Source organism: Mycobacterium sp. 852002-30065_SCH5024008 (assembly GCF_001665645.1).
Lineage (GTDB): Bacteria > Actinomycetota > Actinomycetes > Mycobacteriales > Mycobacteriaceae > Mycobacterium > Mycobacterium paraffinicum.
This window is the reverse complement of record NZ_LZSZ01000172.1, coordinates 26,964-48,525: the sequence shown is the minus strand read 5'-3', so window position 1 is coordinate 48,525 and position 21,562 is coordinate 26,964. Positions and strand designations below refer to the sequence as shown.

General features: G+C 68.0%; 23 protein-coding genes and 3 tRNA genes. 11 read left to right on the top strand and 15 right to left on the bottom strand.

Annotation, left to right across the window (positions count from 1 at the left end):
• Positions 1–14 precede the first annotated feature (14 nt).
• The 4 genes from rplJ to A5781_RS21855 form a co-directional block, all read right to left on the bottom strand.
• Complete coding sequence (gene rplJ / locus A5781_RS21870) at positions 15–617, bottom strand: 50S ribosomal protein L10 (protein WP_067211760.1); 603 nt, start codon at positions 615–617, stop codon at positions 15–17.
• A 265-nt stretch (positions 618–882) separates the two neighbouring features.
• Positions 883–1,791 carry an ROK family protein gene (locus tag A5781_RS21865; protein ID WP_067211757.1) on the bottom strand — a complete coding sequence of 303 codons (909 nt, stop codon included), beginning with the start codon at positions 1,789–1,791 and terminating at the stop codon, positions 883–885.
• 5 nt (positions 1,792–1,796) lie between these two features.
• Positions 1,797–2,408, bottom strand: a complete 612-nt coding sequence (locus A5781_RS21860; RefSeq protein WP_067211754.1) for a malonyl CoA-ACP transacylase — start codon at positions 2,406–2,408, stop codon at positions 1,797–1,799.
• A complete protein-coding gene (locus A5781_RS21855) occupies positions 2,405–6,577 on the bottom strand; it encodes an NEW3 domain-containing protein (RefSeq protein WP_067211751.1) in 4,173 nt (1,390 codons plus the stop codon). Before A5781_RS21855 ends, A5781_RS21860 begins: the two co-directional genes overlap by 4 nt.
• 45 nt (positions 6,578–6,622) lie before the next feature.
• Here A5781_RS21855 and A5781_RS21850 point away from each other — a divergent pair, with 45 nt between their 5' ends.
• The 9 genes from A5781_RS21850 to A5781_RS21810 all read left to right on the top strand — a co-directional run bounded on the left by A5781_RS21850 (position 6,623) and on the right by A5781_RS21810 (position 15,018).
• Positions 6,623–7,156 carry a DinB family protein gene (locus A5781_RS21850; protein WP_067211748.1) on the top strand — a complete coding sequence of 178 codons (534 nt, stop codon included), beginning with the start codon at positions 6,623–6,625 and terminating at the stop codon, positions 7,154–7,156.
• A gap of 2 nt (positions 7,157–7,158) precedes the next feature.
• Positions 7,159–7,764 (top strand): DinB family protein, encoded by a 606-nt coding sequence (locus A5781_RS21845; RefSeq protein ID WP_067211746.1) that lies wholly within the window; start codon positions 7,159–7,161, stop codon positions 7,762–7,764.
• 41 nt (positions 7,765–7,805) lie between these two features.
• Positions 7,806–9,149, top strand: a complete 1,344-nt coding sequence (locus A5781_RS21840; protein ID WP_067211743.1) for an AarF/ABC1/UbiB kinase family protein — start codon at positions 7,806–7,808, stop codon at positions 9,147–9,149.
• Complete coding sequence (locus A5781_RS21835) at positions 9,149–10,054, top strand: alpha/beta fold hydrolase (protein ID WP_067211740.1); 906 nt, start codon at positions 9,149–9,151, stop codon at positions 10,052–10,054. The genes A5781_RS21840 and A5781_RS21835 overlap by 1 nt, the downstream gene beginning before the upstream one ends.
• 87 nt (positions 10,055–10,141) lie before the next feature.
• Positions 10,142–11,002 carry a cyclopropane mycolic acid synthase family methyltransferase gene (locus tag A5781_RS21830; protein ID WP_067211737.1) on the top strand — a complete coding sequence of 287 codons (861 nt, stop codon included), beginning with the start codon at positions 10,142–10,144 and terminating at the stop codon, positions 11,000–11,002.
• Positions 11,003–11,138: 136 nt separating this feature from the next.
• Positions 11,139–12,020 carry a cyclopropane mycolic acid synthase family methyltransferase gene (locus A5781_RS21825; RefSeq protein WP_067211730.1) on the top strand — a complete coding sequence of 294 codons (882 nt, stop codon included), beginning with the start codon at positions 11,139–11,141 and terminating at the stop codon, positions 12,018–12,020.
• An 84-nt stretch (positions 12,021–12,104) separates the two neighbouring features.
• On the top strand, positions 12,105–13,001 hold the full coding sequence (mmaA4, locus tag A5781_RS21820; protein ID WP_067211892.1) for a hydroxymycolate synthase MmaA4: 897 nt from the start codon (positions 12,105–12,107) through the stop codon (positions 12,999–13,001).
• A gap of 94 nt (positions 13,002–13,095) precedes the next feature.
• On the top strand, positions 13,096–13,791 hold the full coding sequence (locus tag A5781_RS21815; protein ID WP_067211728.1) for a YciI family protein: 696 nt from the start codon (positions 13,096–13,098) through the stop codon (positions 13,789–13,791).
• Between the two features lie 9 nt (positions 13,792–13,800).
• Complete coding sequence (locus A5781_RS21810) at positions 13,801–15,018, top strand: RNA polymerase sigma factor (protein ID WP_067211725.1); 1,218 nt, start codon at positions 13,801–13,803, stop codon at positions 15,016–15,018.
• 19 nt (positions 15,019–15,037) lie between these two features.
• On the opposite strand, the gene rplA is transcribed toward A5781_RS21810, so the two are convergent.
• The 11 genes from rplA to A5781_RS21755 all read right to left on the bottom strand — a co-directional run bounded on the left by rplA (position 15,038) and on the right by A5781_RS21755 (position 19,804).
• A complete protein-coding gene (gene rplA / locus A5781_RS21805; RefSeq protein WP_067211722.1) occupies positions 15,038–15,745 on the bottom strand; it encodes a 50S ribosomal protein L1 in 708 nt (235 codons plus the stop codon).
• A gap of 132 nt (positions 15,746–15,877) precedes the next feature.
• A complete protein-coding gene (gene rplK, locus A5781_RS21800; protein ID WP_067211717.1) occupies positions 15,878–16,306 on the bottom strand; it encodes a 50S ribosomal protein L11 in 429 nt (142 codons plus the stop codon).
• Positions 16,307–16,350: 44 nt separating this feature from the next.
• Positions 16,351–17,145 carry a transcription termination/antitermination protein NusG gene (nusG, locus tag A5781_RS21795; protein ID WP_067211713.1) on the bottom strand — a complete coding sequence of 265 codons (795 nt, stop codon included), beginning with the start codon at positions 17,143–17,145 and terminating at the stop codon, positions 16,351–16,353.
• Positions 17,146–17,172: 27 nt separating this feature from the next.
• Positions 17,173–17,628: a preprotein translocase subunit SecE gene (gene secE, locus A5781_RS21790; protein ID WP_067211711.1), complete on the bottom strand. Its 456-nt coding sequence runs from the start codon at positions 17,626–17,628 to the stop codon at positions 17,173–17,175.
• A gap of 93 nt (positions 17,629–17,721) precedes the next feature.
• A tRNA-Trp gene (locus tag A5781_RS21785) sits at positions 17,722–17,794 on the bottom strand.
• Positions 17,795–17,939: 145 nt separating this feature from the next.
• On the bottom strand, positions 17,940–18,440 hold the full coding sequence (gene hadC / locus A5781_RS21780) for a (3R)-hydroxyacyl-ACP dehydratase subunit HadC (protein ID WP_067211708.1): 501 nt from the start codon (positions 18,438–18,440) through the stop codon (positions 17,940–17,942).
• Between the two features lie 12 nt (positions 18,441–18,452).
• Positions 18,453–18,881, bottom strand: coding sequence for a (3R)-hydroxyacyl-ACP dehydratase subunit HadB (gene hadB / locus A5781_RS21775; RefSeq protein ID WP_067211706.1), 429 nt, complete (start codon positions 18,879–18,881; stop codon positions 18,453–18,455).
• Positions 18,868–19,347 carry a (3R)-hydroxyacyl-ACP dehydratase subunit HadA gene (gene hadA, locus A5781_RS21770; RefSeq protein WP_067211701.1) on the bottom strand — a complete coding sequence of 160 codons (480 nt, stop codon included), beginning with the start codon at positions 19,345–19,347 and terminating at the stop codon, positions 18,868–18,870. Before hadA ends, hadB begins: the two co-directional genes overlap by 14 nt.
• A gap of 48 nt (positions 19,348–19,395) precedes the next feature.
• The gene (rpmG, locus tag A5781_RS21765) at positions 19,396–19,563 is read right to left on the bottom strand and encodes a 50S ribosomal protein L33 (RefSeq protein ID WP_007167776.1); all 168 of its coding nucleotides are present in this window, start codon (positions 19,561–19,563) and stop codon (positions 19,396–19,398) included.
• A gap of 43 nt (positions 19,564–19,606) precedes the next feature.
• Positions 19,607–19,680 (bottom strand) — tRNA-Met (locus A5781_RS21760).
• A gap of 51 nt (positions 19,681–19,731) precedes the next feature.
• A tRNA-Thr gene (locus tag A5781_RS21755) sits at positions 19,732–19,804 on the bottom strand.
• 137 nt (positions 19,805–19,941) lie between these two features.
• Here A5781_RS21755 and A5781_RS21750 point away from each other — a divergent pair.
• Together A5781_RS21750 and A5781_RS21745 are read left to right on the top strand one after the other, a co-directional pair.
• Complete coding sequence (locus A5781_RS21750) at positions 19,942–20,655, top strand: MBL fold metallo-hydrolase (protein ID WP_067211698.1); 714 nt, start codon at positions 19,942–19,944, stop codon at positions 20,653–20,655.
• Positions 20,656–20,724: 69 nt separating this feature from the next.
• Positions 20,725–21,558: a hypothetical protein gene (locus tag A5781_RS21745; protein WP_067211695.1), complete on the top strand. Its 834-nt coding sequence runs from the start codon at positions 20,725–20,727 to the stop codon at positions 21,556–21,558.
• The last annotated feature ends 4 nt before the right edge of the window (positions 21,559–21,562 follow it).

The following is a 21,562-nucleotide window of genomic DNA, read 5'->3' as shown; positions in this document are numbered from 1 at the left end:
ATTTGCGGTTGGGGTTATTCGGCTTCGGCCGGGGTTTCCGGAGCCTCAGTGGGTGCTTCCGAAGCTGGTTCTGGGGCGGCCGCTGCAGGCGCCGCGGGGGCTTCTGCGGCCTTCTTTTCCTGCAGCGCGGCCGCGAGGCGGGCAACCTGCGAGGCGGGCGCGTTGAACAGGCCGGCGGCCTTGGCGAGGTTGCCCTTCATCGCGCCGGCCAGCTTGGCCAGCAGCACCTCGCGCGACTCCAGGTCGGCGATGCGCTCGACCTCGGCGACGGTCAACGCGCGGCCGTCCATGTAGCCGCCCTTGATGACCAGCGCCTTGTTGTCCTTGGCGAAGGTCTTGATCGCCTTGGCCGCGTCGACCGGTTCCCCGGTGACGAACGCGATGGCGGTGGGTCCGGCGAACAGTTCGTCGAGACCTTCGACGCCGGCTTCCGACGCCGCCCGCTTGATCAGCGTGTTCTTGGCCACCGAGTAGGTGGCGGATCCGCTCAGCGACCGGCGCAGGTCGGCCAGGTTGGCCACGGTCAAACCGCGGTACTCGGTGATCAGGGTCGCGGTCGCCTCCCTGAACTGCTCGGCGATGTCTGCAACGGCGGTGGCTTTGTCAGCCCGGGCCATGCGTACCTCCTGAAGTGAAAGCGATGCGACGTGTCGTCTGTGATTCACCTTTAGAACGACGAACGCCCCGGCGCAGGAAGCGGCCGGGGCGTGAAAGACGCCGGCGGGTGCCGGCGTTGTTGCCTCGTCCTCCTGCGTGGGCCGCCGGGATGCTCCCGGACCTTCAACCGATTTCTCGGTGACCGACGGTCTTCGGTGGATCGGCCATCAGGATAGCCTGACCGCCCCCGTCAGCCAAAACGGCGGCGTCCAGGTGACCGGGCGGTCAGTCGAGGGCCGCCAGCCGGGCGGCGCCGACCAGTCCGGCCTCGCCGCCGAGTTCGGCGGGCACCACCCGCAGCCCGGCCAGGAAGTCCAGCCTGGCGTACTCGGTCAGCTTCGCCCGCAAGGGGTCGAAGAGCAGGCGGCCGGAGTTCGCGACGCCTCCCCCGATGACGACGAGGTCCAGGTCGCAGACCGCGCCGACCGAGGCGATCATCGCCGCGAGCGCGGTGGCTCCCCGGCGGAACGCCCGGTCGGCGACGGGCTCACCGGCCGCCGCCGCGGCGGCCAGGTCCCGGGCGCCCGCGGCGGGCGGCGCGGACCAACCGTTGGCCCGCGCCCACCGCACCATCGACGGTCCGGACGCGATGGTCTCGACGCAGCCGCGCCCGCCGCACACGCAGGGCGGCCCCTCGTCCTCCACCACCACGTGCCCGACGTGGCCGGCATTGCCGGTGCGGCCGGTGTAGGGGACGCCGCCGAGCACCAATCCGCCACCCACACCGGTGGACACCACCATGCCCAGCAGGAAATCGGCGCCGCGACCCGCGCCGCGCCAGTGCTCACCCAGCGCCATGCACAAGCCGTCACCGCCGAGCCGCACGGGCACACCCGGCACGGCGGCGGCCACCCTGTCGCGCAGCGGAAACCCTTGCCAGCCCTTGATGTTGATGGGGCTGACGGTTCCGCCGCGCAGGTCGATGGGGCCGGCGGAACCGATGCCCACGGCGGCGACCGCACCGTCGGCCGCGCGCAGCGCGTCGGCGATGGCCGCGTCGACCGCGGCCCAGACCTCCTCCGCCCCACCGCCGCCCGGCGTGGGCCGGATGACGGTGTGCACCAGCGTGCCATCGGGATCGGCAAGGCCGGCGGCGATCTTGGTGCCGCCGATGTCCAGGCAGAGGGTGAGCATCGCGATCAGTGCCGGTGGACGTTGTCGGGTTGGCGGGGGTCGCCGGGATGCTCGTAGCCGGGAGCGAGCCGCACCAGCTCGGCCCGCCGTGCGTCCAGCCAGACCCGGAAGGCGCGCCGCCGCGCGGCACCCCGCAGGTGGTCGGCGATCGCCGGCCGCACGTCGTCCAGCGGCGGCCCGACCAGTGCCGGGCCCCGCCAGCCGTGCTGCTCGTGACGCACTTCGGCGAACCGGAGCGGGTTGCGGGCGTGGTAGGCGGCCACCTCCTCGTCGGTGACCCGCACCGCGGCGGTGATGTAGGCGAACAGCGCCCGCGCCCGCGGGTCGGCCAGCGCGGCCGCGGCGACGCTGCCGAGCTCCAGCCGGGCCGTCGCGTCGGGGAGCAGCTCGGCCTCGGTCGGCGCACCCGCCCCGCTCAGGCCGCGCGCGTCGGCCTCGGCGGCGACAACCCACCCGGTCACGATCAGCTGGGTCAGCCAGCGCCGCAGTTGACGCCCCTCCGCGGTGCCGCCGGCCGGCAGCGCGGCCGCGGCCGGCCCGCCGCGCAACCGCGCTTCGGCCACGTCGACCTCGTCGACAAGGACCGGAACGCCGGCAACCGTCGCGACCACGCTCATGTCACCGTCACCCGTACCGCCGGGGTGTAGACCAGCCGGCCGGCGCAGCCGAACCGGACCAGGGCCCACCAGTGGCCGGGGTCCAGCCCGGCCGGCGGGCTCACGTCGAAGTGCACGTCAACGGTGCCGTGCGCGGGCAGCACGGCACCCACTGCGGCGGGGCCCAGCCACTCCCACGTGCCCCACGGGCTGATCAAGTGCGCCTCGAGCGCGAGGTCCGCACCGGCGTGGGTGCCGACCCTGACGGTCAGCACCGCCGAGGCACCGGCGGTCAACTCGACGTCGGTCGGCCCGTCGACCAGGTAGACCGGCTGCGCCTCGTGGCACGCGCCGACCTCGACCAGGCAGACATCCTCGACCGTCTGTCGCCACGCGGGCGGGACCTCTTCCCCGCCGATGCGGAGCTGGGCGCGGACCGGGTACAGCCCCGGCTCGGCGCGGGCGGGCACCGACACCGCCACGTCGGTCTCGAGGTATTCGCCGCTGCGCAGTGTCAGGGGTAGCTCGTCGGGCTTGGCCGACCAGCCCTGCGGACACACCAGCGTGACCGCCGCGGTCAGGGTGGCGTCGCTGCAGTCGCTGGCCGCCGTGAGGCGCAGCATGACCTCGTCGCCGGGCTCGGCGGCCACCCGCGCCGGATGCAGATGAGCGACGGCCGGCAGCCCGCCGAGCGGTGCGGGGCCCCGGTTGTGCAGCCAGTAGCGCGCGTACAACGGCTGGGCGGCTTCCGCCTGCGGGGCCACCACGCGCGGCCCCGTCGGCACGGGGGGCGCTTGGAATCGGGCCAGCACGGTGGCCACCTGATAGCCGTGCAGGCCGAGCGGGCGGCTGCCGGCGCGCGGCTTTTCGAGAAGGTCGGCGTCGCGGAAGTCGCTGACCTCGCCGATGTCCGAGCCGATCACCACGCTGGCTGGCGACCCCGTCGTCTCCACCAATCGCAGGGCCACCGCGCTCGGGTCGACCGGCCGGGCGCTACCCGCCGTCAGCGGGTTGCCGGCCGCCTTGAGCGCCGCCAGCTGCACCCGGCCGGCGGGCTCGACGCCCAGCAGGGATCCCGCCGCGGGCGACGCGCCGCCCGCCCGGCCGGACGCGCACGCCAGCAGCGGGTGGGAGAACTGTGCGCTGCGGCTGGGGATCTCGGCGCGCCGCCAGTCACCCGCCCCGCAGGCCAGCGCGTAGTCGAAGACGTGTGTCCAGTGCTGCAGTTGAAAGTTCGAGCCGTCCGGGGCGGTGCGGCGCGGCTCGTCGATCCAGATGCCCGACGGCCAACCGGTGCAGGACCGCATCAGCGCTGTGTGCAGGGTGCCCTCGGCGTCGACGGCGAAGCTGGGCACGCCCCGGTTGAGCAGGGCGACGGTGCGGTCCTCGAATTCGCCGGTTCCCGCCGGCGCCCCTTGGCTTACGACGATTTCGGCGTCGCCGAGGTCGTCGGCCACCGACGCGATCTCGGCGGCCAGGCTCTCCGCGTCGCGGCCGGCGATCACCAGCACCGGCAGCGCGTCCGGCGCGCGCAGGTCCGCGCTCGGCACCCACACCGCGGCCAACTGCGTCGCGGCCGGCACCCAGACCCTGGCCCGCCCCGTCGTCGCCAACTGGCGGTCGAGGTCTTCCGCGTACACCGGCTCCGCCTGCGCCAGCACCGCCTTGGTGAACGCGTTGCTGGCCGGTCCGCCCAGCGCGATGCGCACGTCGGGCAGGTTCGAATCGACGTCGAGGTGGCCGTAGCGCGGCTTGTCCGCGCCGCTGCAGGTCGCCGTCACCCCGGCGCGGACCAGCGCAACCATCAGCTCGCGGGCGAGCGGACCGGACACCGCCTCGTCAGGCGACACCACCTCGGCCACCGAGATCGCGCGCACGGCTTGGCTGTGCGGCGGGCCCACCCGGACCCGCGCCGCCGAGGACAGGCCGAACCAGCCGTAGGCGGGGTTGTCCAGCGTCCACGGGTGCCGCGCGGTGTCCACCGATTCGGTCCCGTCATGCAGCAACGCGAAGCCGCGCCCCACGACGGCGTCACCGACCTCGCTGACCGGCATGGCGCCCGGCACCGGGCACGGCCAGCGCAGCCGCACCAGGCGGTCGGCCCCGGTGAATTCGTCGATGGTGGTGCGGCAGTCCACTCGCGGTATCTCGCGCCACAGCGTCAGGGTCTGGGTGTAGCGCAGCAGGGTGCCGATGCGCCCGGTGACGACGATCCGCTGCCCCAGCGGGCCGTGGTAGGCCCGCGGCCGGGCCGGTGACTCCGACGAGCACACCACCGGCCCCTTCGGCAGCAGGTGCCAGGGGCCCTCGGCCTGCGTCGGGTGCGCCGCGTACTCCTCGTAGACCGCGAGCTCGTTGCCCACCCGGCCCTCGGCGATCAGCTCACGGCCGTCCGCGACCAGGGACACGACTCCCCCGCCGCGCGAGGGGTCGACCTCCAAGCGGTAGTGCTCGTTCGCGATCGCCGAGCCCGCCACGGGTTCCCAGCCGCTCGGGCCGTCGTGGGGAACCAGCCGGTAGGCCCGCCACCCCAACGACGGCACCTCCCGCGCCAGCCAGGTGACCGACCGGCCGCCGTGCTCGACGTGTGCGGGCAACTCGGCACCGTCGGCGTCCAGCACCCGGACCCCGCCCGCGAGCGGCGGGTCGAGCCGCGCGGTGACGACGTCGGTCCGCGTCTGCGCCAGCGGGTTCCACACCACGACGTCACCGTCGACCGCGCTGGAAAGCAGCGCCAGCGACGCGTCGCGCGTCGCGCGGCCCAGCTCCCACGCGTCGCGCCAGCCGGTCAGCAGGTCGAGGTAGACCTGGTCGGATTCCGAGCCGGTGATGCCGTCGTGGTGCGCCCCGTACGCGAGCTGTACCCACGCCTTGGCCAGCGCCGCCTGCGGGTACTCGGCGGCGGCCATCAGCCCGGCGAACACGGCGAACCGCTCGGCCTCCAGGACGGCGTTCTCCGCGGCCCGGTTGGCCTGCTTGGTATCGATGAAGGAGACGTCCTTGCCGGTGTAGATCGGGTTCATGTCCCGGGTCTGCGGCGACGGCGCGAGACCGCACTCGGCCAGTTCGGCGCGGACGGCCGCGAAGTACTCCCGCGGCAGCGCGCACACGAAGCGCGGCCAGGTGTAGCGCGCGGCCCAGTCGCGGTGGATTGCGGTGACCCACTTGTTCGGCGGCGTGTAGTCGGTGCCCACGGGCAGCAGCACGTTTCGCGTCAGCGCGACCCTTTTGAGCTGTTCGAACAGCTCGAGCGTGGCGTCCTCCGCCTCGGCCACCGACGTCGCCGAATCCATCCACCAGCCCGCCGAATAGTGCGCGGGCATGTAATGGGTGAGCAGGCCGCGGCCCGACGGCGAGATCCATTCGAACTCGCTGCTGAACTGCATCCGCTCGACGTCCCCGCCGCCCAGCGCCGGCCCCCACTGGTGGTGCGGGCCCCGGGCCCACGAGCTCGACGTCAGCCCGGCGTCGGCGGCCAGCCCGGGGAACTGCGGGTCGTGGCCGAACACGTCCAGCTGCCAGGCCGTGGCCGGGTCGGCGCCCAGCACATCCCGCTGAAAGCCCATGCCGTGCACCAGGTTTCGGATGGTTGTTTCCGGGCTGGTCAGGTTGGTGTTGGGTTCGTTGTACGTGCCGCCCATCACCTCGACCCGGCCCTGCGCGATGAACCGGCGCAGGTCGGCGCGGTCCTCGGGGCGGGTGTCCCAATAGGGCTTGAGGTAGTCGACCTCGGCCAGCACGAACTTGTACTCGGGCTCGCGGCGGGCCATTTCGAGGTGCGCGTGCACCAGCGCGAAGCCGTTTGTCTGCCGGGCGCGTCCCGGCGGGTCCTCGGTCCACTCGCTGGTGTAGGCGCCCTGGGTGTTCCACCAGACCGGGTCGTAGTGGAAGTGGCTGACCATGAACATGGTCCAGCCGGGCTCGGCCACGACGAACTCGAACGGCTCGGCAGCGCCGGCGGCCAGCGCCCGGGCCGCCCGCCGCTGCCCGACGACCGGACGTTCCACCCTGACCGGGACCTCGATCACCTCGTCGCCGACCCCGGCCACGGCCTCCCCGGTCAAACCGTCCCCGTCGACCCGGACCGGGGTCGGGGCGGCCACTGCGGAAACGGTGACGCGGGCGAGCTGCAACGGTGTGTCCGGCGGCCCGACGAACAGCTCGGTCGAGTGGGCCGAAACCAGCTGCATCCCCGAACCTTACGGGTGTCACCCACTGCTGGAAAGCTAGGCGCCATGGCGGACATCACCACCCAACTGGCCGACCAGCTCGACTGGCACTGGCGGGGACATCTGCGCCCTCGGCTGGAAGGCCTGACCGATCACGAGTATTTCTGGCGGCCGGTGCCGAACTGCTGGACGGTACAGCCGGACGGTTCGGTGGACTACACCTACCCGGCCCCCACCCCGCCGCCGTTCACCACGATCGCCTGGCGCGTGGCACACGTCATCGTCGGAGTTTTCGCCATGCGCAACCACAACCATTTCGGTGGGCCGCCCGCCGACTACCTGAGTTGGAACTACGCCACCGACGCCGCCACCGCATTAAGACAGCTCGATGACTGCTACGCCAAGTGGATCAACGGAGTGCGGTCGCTCTCGGCAGCGGATCTAAGCCGCCGCTGCGGTCCCGCGGAGGGGCCCTACGCTGAGCACCAGCTGAGTGAGCTCGTCCTGCACATCAACCGGGAAGCGATCCACCACGGCGCCGAGATCGCTTGTCTTCGAGACCTCTACGTTCATCGCCAGATCACCGACCGGAAGGCCTGAGAATGCCCGCTCTTGCCCGGCCCGTAGCCGACGAACGCAGCGCCCTGCGCGAATACCTGGCCTACCACCAAAGCGCGTATTTCGCGGTGTCCTACGGCCTGACCGACGAACAGGCGCGGTCGACCCCGTCGGTCAGCGCGCTGTCGATCGGCGGGCTGATCAAGCACGCCACCGGGATGCAGCGCAGCTGGATGGCGCGGGTCGCGGCCGCCCCGGACGCGCCGCCGAAAGACACTCGCCCGTTCGAACAGATCACCAAGGAGTTCGCGGATCAGCACGTGATGCGGCCCGACGAGACGCTGGCCGGCCTGCTGCGGGCATTCGAAGAACAGAACGCGAGGTCGCTGCGCCTGGCGGAGACCGCGGACCTCGACGCGGCGGTGCCGGTTCCGCAGGACATCCCGTGGTTTCCCAAGGACCAGGAGGCCTGGTCGGTGCGCTGGGTGATCCTGCATGTGATCAACGAGTTGGCCCGGCACGCCGGGCACGCCGACATCATCCGCGAGACCATCGACGGCGCGACCATGTACGAGTTGATCGCCGGGCTGGAGGGCTGGGCGATCCAGGGGTGGGTGCAACCCTGGAAAGGCGACGGACGTCCGAGCTAGAGAAATTGGGACTGACTCCGCCGATTTGGCAGACTGCTGGGATGAGCTCTACCAAACATCGAGACGTGGCCAGGCTCGACCGGGTGCCGCTGCCGGTGGAAGCGGCCCGGGTGGCCGTCACCGGTTGGCAGGTCACCCGCACCGCCGCGCGCGTCGTCACGAAGCTGCCGGGCAAGGGCCCGTGGCAGCAGAAGGTGCTCAAGCAGCTCCCGCAGACCTTCGCCGACCTCGGCCCGACGTACGTGAAATTCGGTCAGATCATCGCGTCCAGCCCCGGGGCGTTCGGCGAATCGCTGTCCCGCGAATTCCGCGGCCTGCTCGACCGGGTGCCGCCCGCCGACACCGAAGAGGTCCACAAACTCTTCGTCGAGGAGCTCGGGGGCGATCCCGCCGACCTGTTCGCCAAGTGGGAGGAGACGCCGTTCGCGTCGGCGTCGATCGCCCAGGTGCACTACGCGACCCTGCACACCGGCGAGGAGGTGGTCGTCAAGATCCAGCGCCCGGGCATCCGGCGCCGGGTGGCCGCCGACCTGCAGATCCTCAAACGCTTCGCCCAGGCCGTCGAACTGGCCAAGCTGGGCCGCCGGCTCTCGGCGCAGGACGTGGTCGCCGACTTCTCCGACAACCTGGCCGAGGAGCTGAACTTCCGGCTCGAGGCGCAGTCGATGGACGCGTGGGTCTCGCACCTGCACGCGTCGCCGTTGGGTAAGAACATCCGGGTGCCGCAGGTGCATTGGGACTTCACCTCCGAGCGGGTGCTGACGATGGAGCGCGTGCAGGGCATCCGCATCGACGACGTCGCCGCCATCCGCAAGGCCGGGTTCGACGGGGTCGAACTGGTGAAGGCGCTGCTGTTCTCGCTTTTCGAGGGCGGCCTGCGGCACGGGCTGTTCCACGGCGACCTGCACGCCGGCAACCTCTACGTCGACGACCAGGGCCGCATCGTGTTCTTCGACTTCGGGATCATGGGCCGCATCGACCCGCGCACCCGCTGGCTGCTGCGCGAGCTGGTGTACGCGCTGCTGGTCAAGAAGGACCACGCCGCGGCGGGCAAGATCGTCGTGCTGATGGGCGCCGTCGGGACCATGAAGCCCGAAGCCGAGGCCGCCAAGGACCTGGAGCGCTTCGCCACCCCGCTGACCATGCAGACGCTGGGGGACCTGTCCTACGCCGACATCGGGCGGCAGCTGTCGGCCCTGGCCGACGCCTACGACGTCAAGCTGCCCCGCGAGCTGGTGCTGATCGGCAAGCAGTTCCTCTACGTCGAGCGGTACATGAAATTGCTCGCGCCCAAGTGGCAGATGATGTCCGATCCGCAGCTGACCGGCTACTTCGCGAACTTCATGGTCGAGGTAAGCCGCGAGCACCAGTCCGAAGAAATCTGATGCAGATCCGCACGGGGCACGCCACCTCCCGCGACCTGAAGCTCTACTACGAGGACATGGGCGACATCGACGACCCACCGGTGCTACTGATCATGGGGCTGGGCGCCCAGCTGCTGTTGTGGCGAACCGGCTTCTGCGAGCGGCTGGTCCGCCACGGGCTGCGCGTCATCCGGTACGACAACCGGGACGTCGGGCTGTCGAGCAAAACCCAGCACCGCAGCTCGGGTCAGCCGCTGGTGACGCGGCTCGCGCGCTCCTGGCTGGGCCTGCCGAGCGAAGCGGCATACAAGCTCGAGGACATGGCCGACGACGCCGCGGCCGTGCTGGATCATCTGGGCATCGAGCACGCGCACATCGTGGGCGCGTCGATGGGCGGCATGATCGCCCAGATTTTCGCGGCGCGATTCCACGAGCGGACGAGAACCCTCGGAGTCATCTTCTCCAGCAACAATTCGGCCTTCCTGCCGCCGCCCGGTCCGCGCCAGCTGCTGGCCCTCATCAAGGGGCCGCCGCCGAGCTCGCCGCGCGACGTGATCGTCGACAACTCCATCCGGGTCAGCAAGATCATCGGCAGCCGGCGCTTTTTGGCCTCCGAGGAGCAACTTCGGGCCGAGGCCATCGAAAGCTACGAGCGCAGTTACTACCCCTGGGGTGTCGCCCGGCATTTCGACGCCGTGCTGGGCAGCGGCAGCCTGAGGCATTACAACCGGCGGACCGCCGCCCCGACCGTGGTGATTCACGGCCGGGCGGACAAGCTGATGCGGCCGTTCGGCGGCCGCGCGGTGGCCAGGACCATCGACGGTGCCCGATTGGTGTTATTTGACGGGATGGGCCATGATCTGCCACAGCAGTTGTGGGACCAGGTGATCGGCGTGCTGGCGGGCAACTTCGCCAAGGCGAACTGAGCCAAAACAACTCGCACGAAACGCTTCCCCCGCGAGCCCAGTCCGTATCGCGGAGTTGTACGGTTGTCCAAGGAGGTGGGTCCACCAATGGCCAAACTGAAGCCGTATTACGAAGAGTCGCAGGCAACCTACGACATCTCAGACGACTTCTTCGCGCTGTTCCTCGACCCCAACATGGTGTACACCTGCGCCTACTTCAAGAACGACGACATGACGCTGGAAGAGGCGCAGCTCGCCAAGCTCGATCTGGGGCTGGACAAGCTGAACCTCGAGCCGGGCATGACGCTGCTCGACGTCGGGTGTGGCTGGGGTGGGGCCGTGGTTCGCGCGGTTGAGAAATACGACGTGAACGTCATCGGCATCACGCTGAGCCGCAACCACTACGCGCGCACCAAAGAACGGCTGGCCGCCGTTCCCACGACGCGGCGGGCCGAGGCCCGGCTGCAGGGTTGGGAAGAGTTCGACGAGCAGGTCGATCGGATCATCAGCTTCGAGGCCTTCGACGCGTTCAAGAAGGAACGTTGGCCCGCGTTCTGGGATTGGGCCTACAAGACCCTCCCCGATGACAGCCGGATGCTGATGCACAGCATCTTCACGCATCCGCAGTCGCACTGGCGCGAAGTCGGCATGAAAATCACGATGTCAGACCTGCGTTTCCTGCACTTTCTCGGCAAGGAGATCTTCCCCGGCGGGCAGATGTGCGGTGAACCCGATATCGTCGACCTCTCACGCGACAGCGGTTTCTCGCTCGAGCAGATCCAATACCTGCAGCCGCATTACGCGCGGACCCTGGACATGTGGGCGGCCAATCTGGAGGCCAATCGCGAGCGCGCCATCGCCATCCAGTCCGAAGTGGTCTACGACCGCTTCATGCGCTATCTCACCGGCTGCGCGAACCTGTTCCGCAAGGGCATCTCCAACGTTGCCCAGTACACGCTGACCAAGTAGCGCCTGCGCGGGGGCCGAGAGGCAGACCCGCGAAAACTCCGGCGCACGCGCGCGCAAATGCGGTGTTTTCGATCCCCGGCGAGTAGCCTCGCCCGAGGATGGTCGCCTCTCTGGTGCCCGTCCGCTCGGGAGGGATATGTCCGACAACCCGGCCGGTGCTATTCGTACGCGGTCCAATCTCGACGACGTACGGGCGCATTACGACCTGTCGAACGAATTCTTCGCGCTCTTCCAGGATCCGACCCGCACCTACAGCTGCGCGTATTTCCCCCGCGAGAACATGACCTTGCAGGAGGCGCAGCTCGCCAAGCTCGACCTGACGCTCGACAAGCTGGGGCTCGAGCCGGGGATGACCTTGCTCGACGTCGGCTGCGGTTGGGGTTCGGTGTTGAAACGCGCCGCCGAGAAATACGACGTCAACGTCGTCGGGCTGACCCTGTCCAAAAATCAGCATGCCTATTGCCAGCAGGTGCTCGACGGCATCGACACCGGCCGGTCGCGGCGGGCGCTGCTGTGCGACTGGGCCGACTTCAGCGAACCGGTGGACCGCATCGTCACCATCGAGGCGTTGGAGCACTTCGGCTTTCACCGCTACGACGACTTCTTCAAATTCGCCTACGCCGCCCTGCCCGACGACGGCGTGATGCTGCTCCACTCGATCACGGCATTGCACGGAAAGCAGGCCATCGAGCGTGGCCTGCCCCTGACGATGAATTGGGCGAGGTTCATCAAGTTCATCCTGACCGACATCTTCCCGGGCGGACGGCTGCCGATGATCGAGAAAATCGAGGAGCACTCGGCGAAGGTCGGCTTCCGGGTGACTGGCGTCCAGTCTCTGCGGAGCGACTTCGCCAGGACCCTCGATCTGTGGGCCGGCACCCTGCAGGCGCACAGGGACGAAGCCATCAGGATCCAGTCCGAAGAGGTCTACGAGCGCTACATGAAATACCTGACCGGCTGCGCCGGGGCTTTCCGCACCGGGTACATCGACTGCAACCAATTCACGCTGGAAAAGTAGAGTTGGGTATCGTTGCACGTCACACCCCCGAGGCAAAGCCGTGGGAAATACGCAGTGAACTTCATCCAGGAGAACCAGACGAAAATGGCTGATCAACCGGCTAGCCCGACGAAGATACGCACGGCCCCCGAGGACATTCAGGCGCACTACGACGTCTCCGACGACTTCTTCGCCCTGTTCCAAGACCCCACCCGGACCTACAGCTGCGCCTACTTCGAGCGTGACGACATGACGCTGGAAGAGGCCCAGTACGCCAAGATCGACCTGAACCTGGACCAGCTGGACCTCAAGCCGGGGATGACCCTGCTGGACATCGGCTGCGGCTGGGGCACCACCATGAAGCGCGCGGTCGAGCGGTTCGACGTCAACGTCATCGGCCTGACCCTGTCCAAGAACCAGCACGCCCGCTGTGAGCAGGTGTTGGCCTCCATCGACACCAACCGGTCGTGTGAGGTGCGGTTGCAGAACTGGGAGGACTTCAACGAGCCCGTCGACCGCATCGTGTCGATCGAGGCCTTCGAGCACTTCGGGCACGAGAACTACGACGACTTCTTCAAGCGGACTTTCGACATCATGCCCGACGACGGCCGGATGACCGTTCAGAGCAGTGTCAGCTACCACCCGTACGACCTGGCCGCCCGCGGCAAGAAGCTGACGTTCGAGACGGCCCGGTTCATCAAGTTCATCCTCACCGAGATCTTCCCGGGTGGCCGGCTGCCGTCCACCCAGATGATGGTCGACCATGGCGAGAAGGCGGGATTCGTTGTACCCGCACCGCTTTCACTGCGACCGCACTACATCAAAACGCTGCACATCTGGGGCGACACACTGGAGTCCAACAAGCAGAAGGCCATCGAGGTCACGTCCGAAGAGGTCTACAACCGCTACATCAAGTACCTGCGCGGCTGCGAGTACTACTTCACCGACGAGGCGCTCGACGTCAGCCTGGTGACGTACCTGAAGCCGGGAGCCGTCAGCTGATTTCTCCGCCGCTGTCGGATTAGGGCTGCGTCGTTCGTCGGATAGGTAGAGAGTGGAGCACGGGGCTTCGCTCGCTATCTGGAGGTGACGAGAGATGCAGTACTTCGCCTTATTGATCAGCAGGGAACAGGACCGCGCGCCCGTAGGCCCGGACGCGATGGCCGCCTGGGGAAAGTTTCACGCCAAGGCCGGCGCGGCGATCAAATCCGGGGACGCCCTGGCGCCCGCCGCCGCCGCGGCGGTCATCACCGGCGGCCCGGATGCGCCGGTGGTCACCGACGGCCCCTTCGCCGAATCCGCCGAAGTGGCCTGCGGCTTCTACCTGTTCGAAGCCGAAAACCTCGACGAGGCGCTGGCGTTGGCGCGTGACGTCCCGCTCGCCACGTTCGGCGCGGTGGAGGTCTGGCCCACGGTGCACTCGGTCGAGCTGTCCCGCGGGCTCACCGGCAACGACTGGCTCGCGCTGCTGCTGGAGCCAGCCGAATCCGCGCACACGCCGGGCACACCCGAGTGGGAAGCGGTGGCGGCAAAGCACGCCGATCTCCATGCGGCCGCAGGCGATCACATCATCGGCGGCGCCGCGTTGCACGATCGGTCCACGGCAACGACCGTGCGGGTGCGCGATGGCGAGGTCCTGATCACCGACGGGCCCTATGTGGAAGGCGCCGAAATCGCCACCGGGATCTATCTGTTGAGTGCCGCGGACCGCGAAGAGGCCGTCAAGCTGGCCTCGATGATCCCCGCCTCGACGGTGCAGGTGCGGCAGCTGGCTGGGCTCTCGGGGCTCTGAGCGTCGCCGGTGTCCGACCTGGACGGCGTCTTTCGTCGGGAATGGGGGGCCGCCGTCGCCGCGCTCGCGCGGTGGTCCGGCGACCTCACCATCGCGGAGGACGCCGTCCAGGAAGCCTGCGCCGAGGCGCTTCGCAGCTGGGGCCGTGACGGCCTGCCGGACAATCCCGGCGGTTGGCTGGTGACCGTCGCCCGCAACCGGGCGCGCGACCGCCTGCGCCGCGAATCCGTCCGTCCCGGAAAGGAATTGGCGGCCGTGATAGACGAAATCCGGGCACGCACCGATCACACCGACCCGTCCCCCGTTCGTGACGACGAGCTGCGGATGATGTTCACCTGCGCGCACCCCGCCCTGGACCGCCAATCCCAACTGGCGCTCACCCTGCGGCTGGTATCCGGGCTGACCGTCCCCGAGATCGCCCGCGCGCTGCTGCAGACCGATGCGGCGATCGGGCAGCGAATCACGCGCGCCAAGAACAAGATTCGGCACGCCAACATCCCGTTGCGGGTGCCGCCCGCCGAGTTGCTGCCCGAACGCACTCCGCACGTGCTCGGTTGCGTCTACTCGGTGTTCACCGAAGGCTATTGGTCCACGGCGGGCCCGTCGGCGATCCGCGACGAGCTGTGCGAAGAGGGGATCAGGCTGGCCGGCGAGCTGTGCGCGCTGATGCCGCACGAGCCCGAGGCCCACGCGCTGGCGGCCCTGGTGCTGCTGCACGATTCGCGACGAGCCACCCGGGTCGACGACGCCGGAATGCTGGTGCCGCTCGAGGAGCAGGACCGTCGCCGGTGGGACCGCGGCCGAATCGCCCGGGGGCTGGACCGATTACGCCGGGCCGAGGGTTCGACGGGCCCCTATCTGCCACAGGCGGTGATCGCCGCGCTGCACGCGACGGCGCCGTCCTGGGACCAGACCGACTGGGCCACCATCTGCGCGGCCTACGACCGGCTGCTGGGGCTGACCGACTCGCCCGTCGTGCGCGCCAACCGCGCCCTGGCGATCGGCTTCCGCGACGGACCCGACGCCGGCCTCGCGGCCCTGGACGAGGTGGCCCACGACCCCCGGCTCGCCCGCTCCAATCTGGTCGCGACGGTGCGCGCCGACCTGCTCAGGCGTGCGGGCAGGCCGGCCGATGCCGTCATCTGGTACCGAGAAGCGTTGCGAGTCAACGGTTCCGAGCCGGGCCGCGAGTTCCTGCGCCGCCGCATCGCGGAGTGTGGCGGGTGATTCGCGTCGGCGAAGAAACTCAGGCGTCCGCGAAGTTGCGGGTGACGGCCGGGTCGACCGGGATGCCCGGGCCCGTGGTCGTCGACACGGTGATCTTCTTCAGGTAGCGGCCCTTCGAGGCGGACGGCTTGAGCCGCAACACCTCGTCGAGCGCGGCGCCGTAGTTCTCGGCGAGGGCCTTCTCGTCGAAGGACGCCTTGCCGATGACAAAGTGCAGGTTGGCCTGCTTGTCGATGCGGAAGTTGATCTTGCCGCCCTTGATGTCGGCGACGGCCTTGGCGACGTCGGGCGTGACGGTGCCCGTCTTGGGGTTCGGCATCAGGCCGCGCGGGCCCAGCACGCGAGCGATGCGGCCGACCTTGGCCATCTGGTCGGGGGTCGCGATCGCGGCGTCGAAGTCCAGGAAGCCGCCCTGGATCTTCTCGATCAGGTCGTCGCTCCCGACGATGTCGGCGCCGGCGGCCTGTGCCTGCTCGGCCTTGTCGCCGACCGCGAACACCGCGACGCGGGCGGTCTTACCGGTGCCGTGCGGCAGGTTGACCGTGCCGCGGACCATCTGGTCCGCCTTGCGGGGGTCGACGCCGAGCCGGATCGCCACCTCGACCGTCGCGTCCTGCTTGGCCGACGCGGTCTCCTTGGCGAGCTTGGCCGCCTCGAGCGGGCTGTACAGGTTGTTGCGGTCCACCTTCTCGGCGGCGGCGCGGTATACCTTGCTGTTCTTGCTCATTGATTCATCCAATCCGGTGTTGGGTCGTGGTTAGCGGGCCGAAGCTGGCCCTCCCACGGTGTTTGATTTTGTCGGACTTCTCCTCGGGTCGCCAGCGGCCCGCATCGTCGTCCCACTGTGTTGGTGTTCGAACTATTCGACGGTGATCCCCATCGACCGGGCGGTGCCGGCGATGATCTTGGCGGCGGCGTCGATGTCGTTGGCGTTGAGATCGGTCTTCTTGGTCTCGGCGATCTCACGAACCTGGTCCCAGGTGACCTTGGCGACCTTGGTCTTGTGCGGCTCGGCCGAGCCCTTGCCCACGCCGGCGGCCTTGAGCAGCAGCTTGGCGGCGGGCGGCGTCTTGAGGGCGAAGGTGAAGCTGCGGTCCTCGTAGACCGTGATCTCCACCGGGATGACCTGGCCGCGCTGGCTCTCCGTGGCCGCGTTGTAGGCCTTGCAGAACTCCATGATGTTGACGCCATGCTGGCCGAGCGCGGGTCCGACCGGCGGCGCAGGGTTGGCCTGCCCCGCCACGATCTGCAGCTTGATCAGCCCAGCGACTTTCTTCTTCGGGGCCATGAGATGTTGGTGTTCCTTCCTGGGGGTGGGCGTAAGGGCCCGAGCTAAATCTTGGAGACCTGGCTGAACGTCAATTCGACCGGCGTTTCGCGGCCGAAGATCGACACCAGCACCTTGAGCTTCTGCTGTTCGCCGTTGACCTCGCTGATGGTCGCCGGCAGCGTGGCGAATGGCCCGTCCATGACCGTCACCGATTCGCCGACCTCGTAGTCGACCTCGATGGCCGGACGCTCCAGCCCGCCCGCCTCGGCGGCCGCGGCGGTGGTGGCCGCGCCCTTAGCGGCCTTCTTGGCCGCGCCCCGCGGCAGCAGGAACTTGACCACGTCGTCGAGCGTCAGGGCCGACGGGCGCGACGTCGCCCCGACGAAACCGGTGACGCCCGGCGTGTTGCGCACCGCGGCCCACGAGTCGTCGGTCAGATCCATGCGCACCAGGATGTAGCCGGGCAGCACCTTGCGATTGACCTGCTTGCGCTGACCGTTCTTGATCTCGGTGACCTCTTCGGTGGGCACCTCGACCTGGAAGATGTAGTCGCCGACGTCCAGGTTCTGCACACGGGTCTCGAGATTGGCTTTGACCTTGTTCTCGTATCCCGCGTAGGAGTGGATGACGTACCAGTCGCCGGGCTTGCGGCGCAGTTCCGCCTTGAGCGCGGCCGCCGGGTCGACCTCTTCGGCCGACTCCTCGGAAGCCTCGGCCGCTGAGGTTTCGGCGTCCGTTTCCGGGGCCGCTTCTGCGACCGTTTCCGCGGCTGTTTCCGGGGCCTCCGCAGCGCCCTCTGCGCGCTCTTCTACGTCGACCGCTTCACCCGCGGACGTGTCACCGTCGAAGGTAGTCACGGTTTTCAGTCCTCTCTATCTTCTCGCTCAGCCGAACACCAGCAGCACAAGCTTGGTGAGGCCGAAGTCCGCGAGGCCGACCAGCGCCACCATGAAAGCCAGGAACGCCAGCACCACCGATGTGTAGGTGAGCATCTGCTTGCGGTTGGGCCAAATAACCTTCCGCATCTCGGCAACCACCTGCTTGAGGTAGTTGAAGACGAACACGAACGGGTTGGCCGAACGGTCCCCTGGCTTCTTCGGTTTCTTGGCCTTCTTGGCTTTGGCGCCCTTGGTGGCCTTGTCCGCTTTGGCAACCTCGCCCTCGTCCGCCGACTCTACGTCGATGTCCTCGCCGGTGTCGGCCGCCCGCTGCCGGGATCGTTTGCCGGTGGGGCGCTGCGGCCGCGTCACCACAGCGGTCCGACCGCCGTTCGCGCGGTCGTCCTCCCTGTCAGCGCCGTCGCTTGTGGCGTCGTTGGCAGCGTCGCCTTCGTCGCTCACCGCATGCTCCTTAAGTTTGCTAGTATCCCGCAGGCCGTCCCGTGGTGGACGTCCACTATTCCAGTGTCCACCATGGCACGCCTTCGTGTTCAGCAGGGGCGACAGGACTTGAACCTGCAACCTGCGGTTTTGGAGACCGCTGCTCTGCCAGTTGAGCTACGCCCCTTCGCGGTTGGCAGGCCAACCTGCGCTTACCTACCGGGGCTTACATGACACGCGCGCCTTCCGATTGCTCGACTTCACGGAAAGCGCGCTGATGCTGGGAAAACCCCGAGGTCCGAGTGTACATCGACGCGCGAGTCAGATACTAATTACGCCGTTCTGACGACCTGCCCGGACTCCGGGTCCCAACGCAGGTTCTCCGCCTGGTCGGCGTGCTGGCCCATCAGCGTGGTGTAGGCCTCCATGACCAGCTCACCCTGCTCGTTCGTGCACATGTTCTTGGTGACCACGATGTCGGCGCCGAACCGCTCGTCCACCGACATTACGTCCATCCGGGCCCACAGCTTGTCGCCGGCCTTGATCGGCTTGGTAAACACGAACCGCTGATCGACCTGCACGATCACCAGAGTTTCCATGCCGATGTCGACGTGCCGGAAGAAATCCAGCTGGACCAGCTTGGCGAAGATGGTCGCGAAGGTCAGCGGCGCGAGGATCGCTTCGTGGCCGAGCGCGGCGGCCGCGTCCTCCCTGTAGTGGGCCGGGTGGCGGTCCTTGACGGCCAAGGCGAACTGGCGGAGCTGTTCACGGCCCACGACGAAGTAGTCCGGGTACCGCCAGATCATTCCGCGGATATCGGTTTTTAGCGCCATTAACAGGCCCCGCTACGCGAGAGTCGCGGACGCGATGGCCCTACCGAAGATCTTCTTGCCGCCGGTGGTGGCCGTCAGCGCGATGGTCACGGACTTGGTCTCCGGGTCGACCGACTTCACCCGGCCGTTGAAGACCAGCTCGGCGCCCTTGCCGTCGTTGGGCACCGGCACCACCGCGGTGAACCGCACGTTGTACTCGGTGACCGCACCGGGGTCACCGATCCACGCGGTGACGTAGCCGCCACCGATGCCCATGGTCAGCATGCCGTGCGCGATCGCGGTGTCCAGCCCGACGACCTTGGCCATCTCGTCGTCCCAGTGGATCGGGTTCAGGTCGCCCGAGACGCCCGCGTAGTTCACCAGATCCTGACGGGTCAGCGGGTAGGTCCGCTCGGGGAGCTGGTCACCCACCTTCACCGAGCTGAACTCACGCAGTGGCATCAGAAAATCCCTCTTCTCCATCCTCACCCGCACGACCCGCCAGGGTCGTGAAGGTCTCCTGCACAACGTCACCGGCTTCGTTGGTGATGATGTTCTTGGTCACGATGATCTGGGTGCCGTGCGACACCCGCATTGAATCCACATAGACGTCGCAGTACAGCTTGTCGCCCGCCACGATCGGCGCCTTGAACCTCAGCACCTGGTCGACCTGAACGATCTGCGCGTCTTGGACGGCGATGTTCGCGTACTTGAAAAACGCCGTCTGCGCCTGGTAGCCGAACACGCAGATGAACGTCAACGGGGCCAACAGCCCGTCATACCCGAGTTCTGCCGCCGCCTTCTCCTCGAGGAATGCAGCGTCGTCGTTTTGCACGGCGACGGCGTGCTCGCGGATCTTCTCCCGCTCCACGACGTAATAGTCGGGATAGCGGTAGTGCATACCGATGATGTCTTCGGTTAACGGCACGGCTCTAGAATCTACCTAGTCAGTCTGAATAATCACTCGCGGGCGCTGCTAGCGCGTCTCTCGGTGCGCCTGGTGCTTGCCGCAGTTCGGGCAGAACTTCTTCAGCTCCATGCGGTCGGGGTCGTTCCGCCGATTCTTCTTGGTGATGTAGTTGCGGTGCTTGCACACCTCGCATGCCAAGGTGATCTTCGGCCGTACGTCGGTACTGGAAGCCATGACGGTTCTCTCTCAAATCTCTCAAAAGTGCATTGTTGTGTTGTAGCGATGGCCGGACTCGAACCGGCGACCTAACGATTATGAGTCGTTCGCTCTAACCGACTGAGCTACATCGCCTCTGGCCACCCCATTTGGGGTTGAGCCGCCGCGCCTGCTCGGCGTCCGCCGAGCCCCCTAACGGAATCGAACCGTTGACCTTTTCCTTACCATGGAAACGCTCTACCGACTGAGCTAAGGGGGCCGTTCACCCGAATCGACAGTGCCGCGGGCCTAAAAGAGGGTACAACCTGGCGCGCAACCGGACCAAACCACGGGCTTTGGACCCCTCAGTCGCGTGCGCGCTGCGGACCCTTCGCGGGCACGTCCTAGTCTGGTCACGTGTCAACGGACCGGCTGTACTTTCGGCAACTGCTCTCGGGGCGCGATTTCGCCGCCGGCGACATGTTTGCGACCCAAATGCGCAACTTCGCCTACCTGATCGGCGACCGTGAAACGGGCGATTGCGTGGTGGTCGACCCCGCCTACGCCGCCGGCGAACTGCTCGACACGCTCGAGGCCGACGGCATGCACCTGTCGGGGGTGCTGGTGACCCATCATCATCCCGACCACGTGGGCGGATCGATGATGGGCTTCACCCTGCAGGGCCTGGCCGAGCTGCTGGAACGGAAAGCCGTGCCGGTTCATGTCAATACCCATGAGGCACAATGGGTTTCGCGAGTCACCGGGATCGGCATGGGTGACCTCACCGCCCACGAGAATCACGACAAGGTCAGCATCGGCGACATCGAGATCGAGTTGCTGCACACGCCGGGCCACACGCCCGGCAGCCAGTGCTTCCTGCTCGATGGTCGCCTCGTGGCCGGTGACACGTTGTTCCTGGAGGGCTGCGGCCGGACCGACTTTCCCGGCGGCGACTCCGACGAGATGTACCGCAGCCTGCAGCAACTCGCGACCCTGCCCGGTGACCCGACGGTTTTTCCCGGGCACTGGTATTCGGCGGAACCGAGCGCATCGTTGTCGGAAGTCAAGCGTTCCAACTACGTCTATCGCGCCGCAGACCTGGCGCAGTGGCGAATGCTGATGGGCGGCTGAGGCGGGCGGCGATCGCTCGATCGGGACGAGCCGGCAATCGGCCTGTGATATAAGCGGAGGGTGGCTTCCATGGGGTGGATCCAGGACGGCTGGCACGGAATGACGCACGTTGGGTCCAGCACCTGGATCGCGTGGGCGGCGTGGGCGGCGATTGCGCTCGCCGTCGTCACGCTGATCTTCACCAACCGGCAGATCACCCGCAATCGCCGACTGGTCGCGGAGCAGACCCGGCCGCAAGTCGCGATGTTCATGGAACCGCATCCCGCCGACTGGCACGTCATCGAACTGGTGGTCAGGAACTTCGGTCAGACCGCGGCGTACGACATCACGTTCTCGTTCATGAATCCGCCGACGGTGGCCGAATACGAGAACGCCACCGATGGCTACGCCGACGTCGCCGAACTGCGACTCCCCCGCGAGTTGCCGGTGCTGGCCCCCGGCCAGGAATGGCGCATGGTGTGGGATTCGGCGCTCGACCGCGCCGAGATCGGCAGTGGCATCGAGTCTCGCTTCACGGGCACCATCAGCTACTTCGACCGGCCGGAGCGGCGGCACGGGCGGCGGTTCTGGGAGCGCGAGCGCGTTCCGCTGGAGACCCAGGTGGTGCTGGACTGGGACTCCCTGCCGCCCGTCCAGCGCATCGAGCTGATGACGACCCACGACCTGGCGAAGCGGGAGAAGCAGAAGCTGGAGCTGCTGCGCGGGCTGCTGACCTACTTCCACTACGCGAGTAAGGAAACCCGTCCCGAGGTGTTCCGCAGCGAGATCGAACGGATCAACGGTGCGGTGCGGGAAACGCAGGACAGATGGCGCACCCGCCAGGTCGATGAGCCCACCGATGTCAGCCTGCGCTGGGGCGATGCCGAGGACGACCTGGGCAAACACCACAGTCAGCCCGCGTGACGGC

Bases quoted from the DNA above. Each gene is read 5' to 3' on its own strand.
- A5781_RS21845 (WP_067211746.1), top strand. From the start codon at position 7,159: ATGCCCGCTCTTGCCCGGCCCGTAGCCGACGAACGCAGCGCCCTGCGC.
- A5781_RS21830 (WP_067211737.1), top strand. From the start codon at position 10,142: ATGGCCAAACTGAAGCCGTATTACGAAGAGTCGCAGGCAACCTACGAC.
- rplK (WP_067211717.1), bottom strand. From the start codon at position 16,306: ATGGCCCCGAAGAAGAAAGTCGCTGGGCTGATCAAGCTGCAGATCGTG.
- mmaA4 (WP_067211892.1), top strand. From the start codon at position 12,105: ATGGCTGATCAACCGGCTAGCCCGACGAAGATACGCACGGCCCCCGAG.
- hadB (WP_067211706.1), bottom strand. From the start codon at position 18,881: ATGCCACTGCGTGAGTTCAGCTCGGTGAAGGTGGGTGACCAGCTCCCC.
- rpmG (WP_007167776.1), bottom strand. From the start codon at position 19,563: ATGGCTTCCAGTACCGACGTACGGCCGAAGATCACCTTGGCATGCGAG.
- rplJ (WP_067211760.1), bottom strand. From the start codon at position 617: ATGGCCCGGGCTGACAAAGCCACCGCCGTTGCAGACATCGCCGAGCAG.
- hadC (WP_067211708.1), bottom strand. From the start codon at position 18,440: ATGGCGCTAAAAACCGATATCCGCGGAATGATCTGGCGGTACCCGGAC.
- A5781_RS21825 (WP_067211730.1), top strand. From the start codon at position 11,139: ATGTCCGACAACCCGGCCGGTGCTATTCGTACGCGGTCCAATCTCGAC.
- A5781_RS21865 (WP_067211757.1), bottom strand. From the start codon at position 1,791: ATGCTCACCCTCTGCCTGGACATCGGCGGCACCAAGATCGCCGCCGGC.
- A5781_RS21840 (WP_067211743.1), top strand. From the start codon at position 7,806: ATGAGCTCTACCAAACATCGAGACGTGGCCAGGCTCGACCGGGTGCCG.
- A5781_RS21850 (WP_067211748.1), top strand. From the start codon at position 6,623: ATGGCGGACATCACCACCCAACTGGCCGACCAGCTCGACTGGCACTGG.
- A5781_RS21745 (WP_067211695.1), top strand. From the start codon at position 20,725: ATGGGGTGGATCCAGGACGGCTGGCACGGAATGACGCACGTTGGGTCC.
- A5781_RS21835 (WP_067211740.1), top strand. From the start codon at position 9,149: ATGCAGATCCGCACGGGGCACGCCACCTCCCGCGACCTGAAGCTCTAC.
- A5781_RS21860 (WP_067211754.1), bottom strand. From the start codon at position 2,408: ATGAGCGTGGTCGCGACGGTTGCCGGCGTTCCGGTCCTTGTCGACGAG.
- rplA (WP_067211722.1), bottom strand. From the start codon at position 15,745: ATGAGCAAGAACAGCAAGGTATACCGCGCCGCCGCCGAGAAGGTGGAC.
- A5781_RS21815 (WP_067211728.1), top strand. From the start codon at position 13,096: ATGCAGTACTTCGCCTTATTGATCAGCAGGGAACAGGACCGCGCGCCC.
- A5781_RS21855 (WP_067211751.1), bottom strand. From the start codon at position 6,577: ATGCAGCTGGTTTCGGCCCACTCGACCGAGCTGTTCGTCGGGCCGCCG.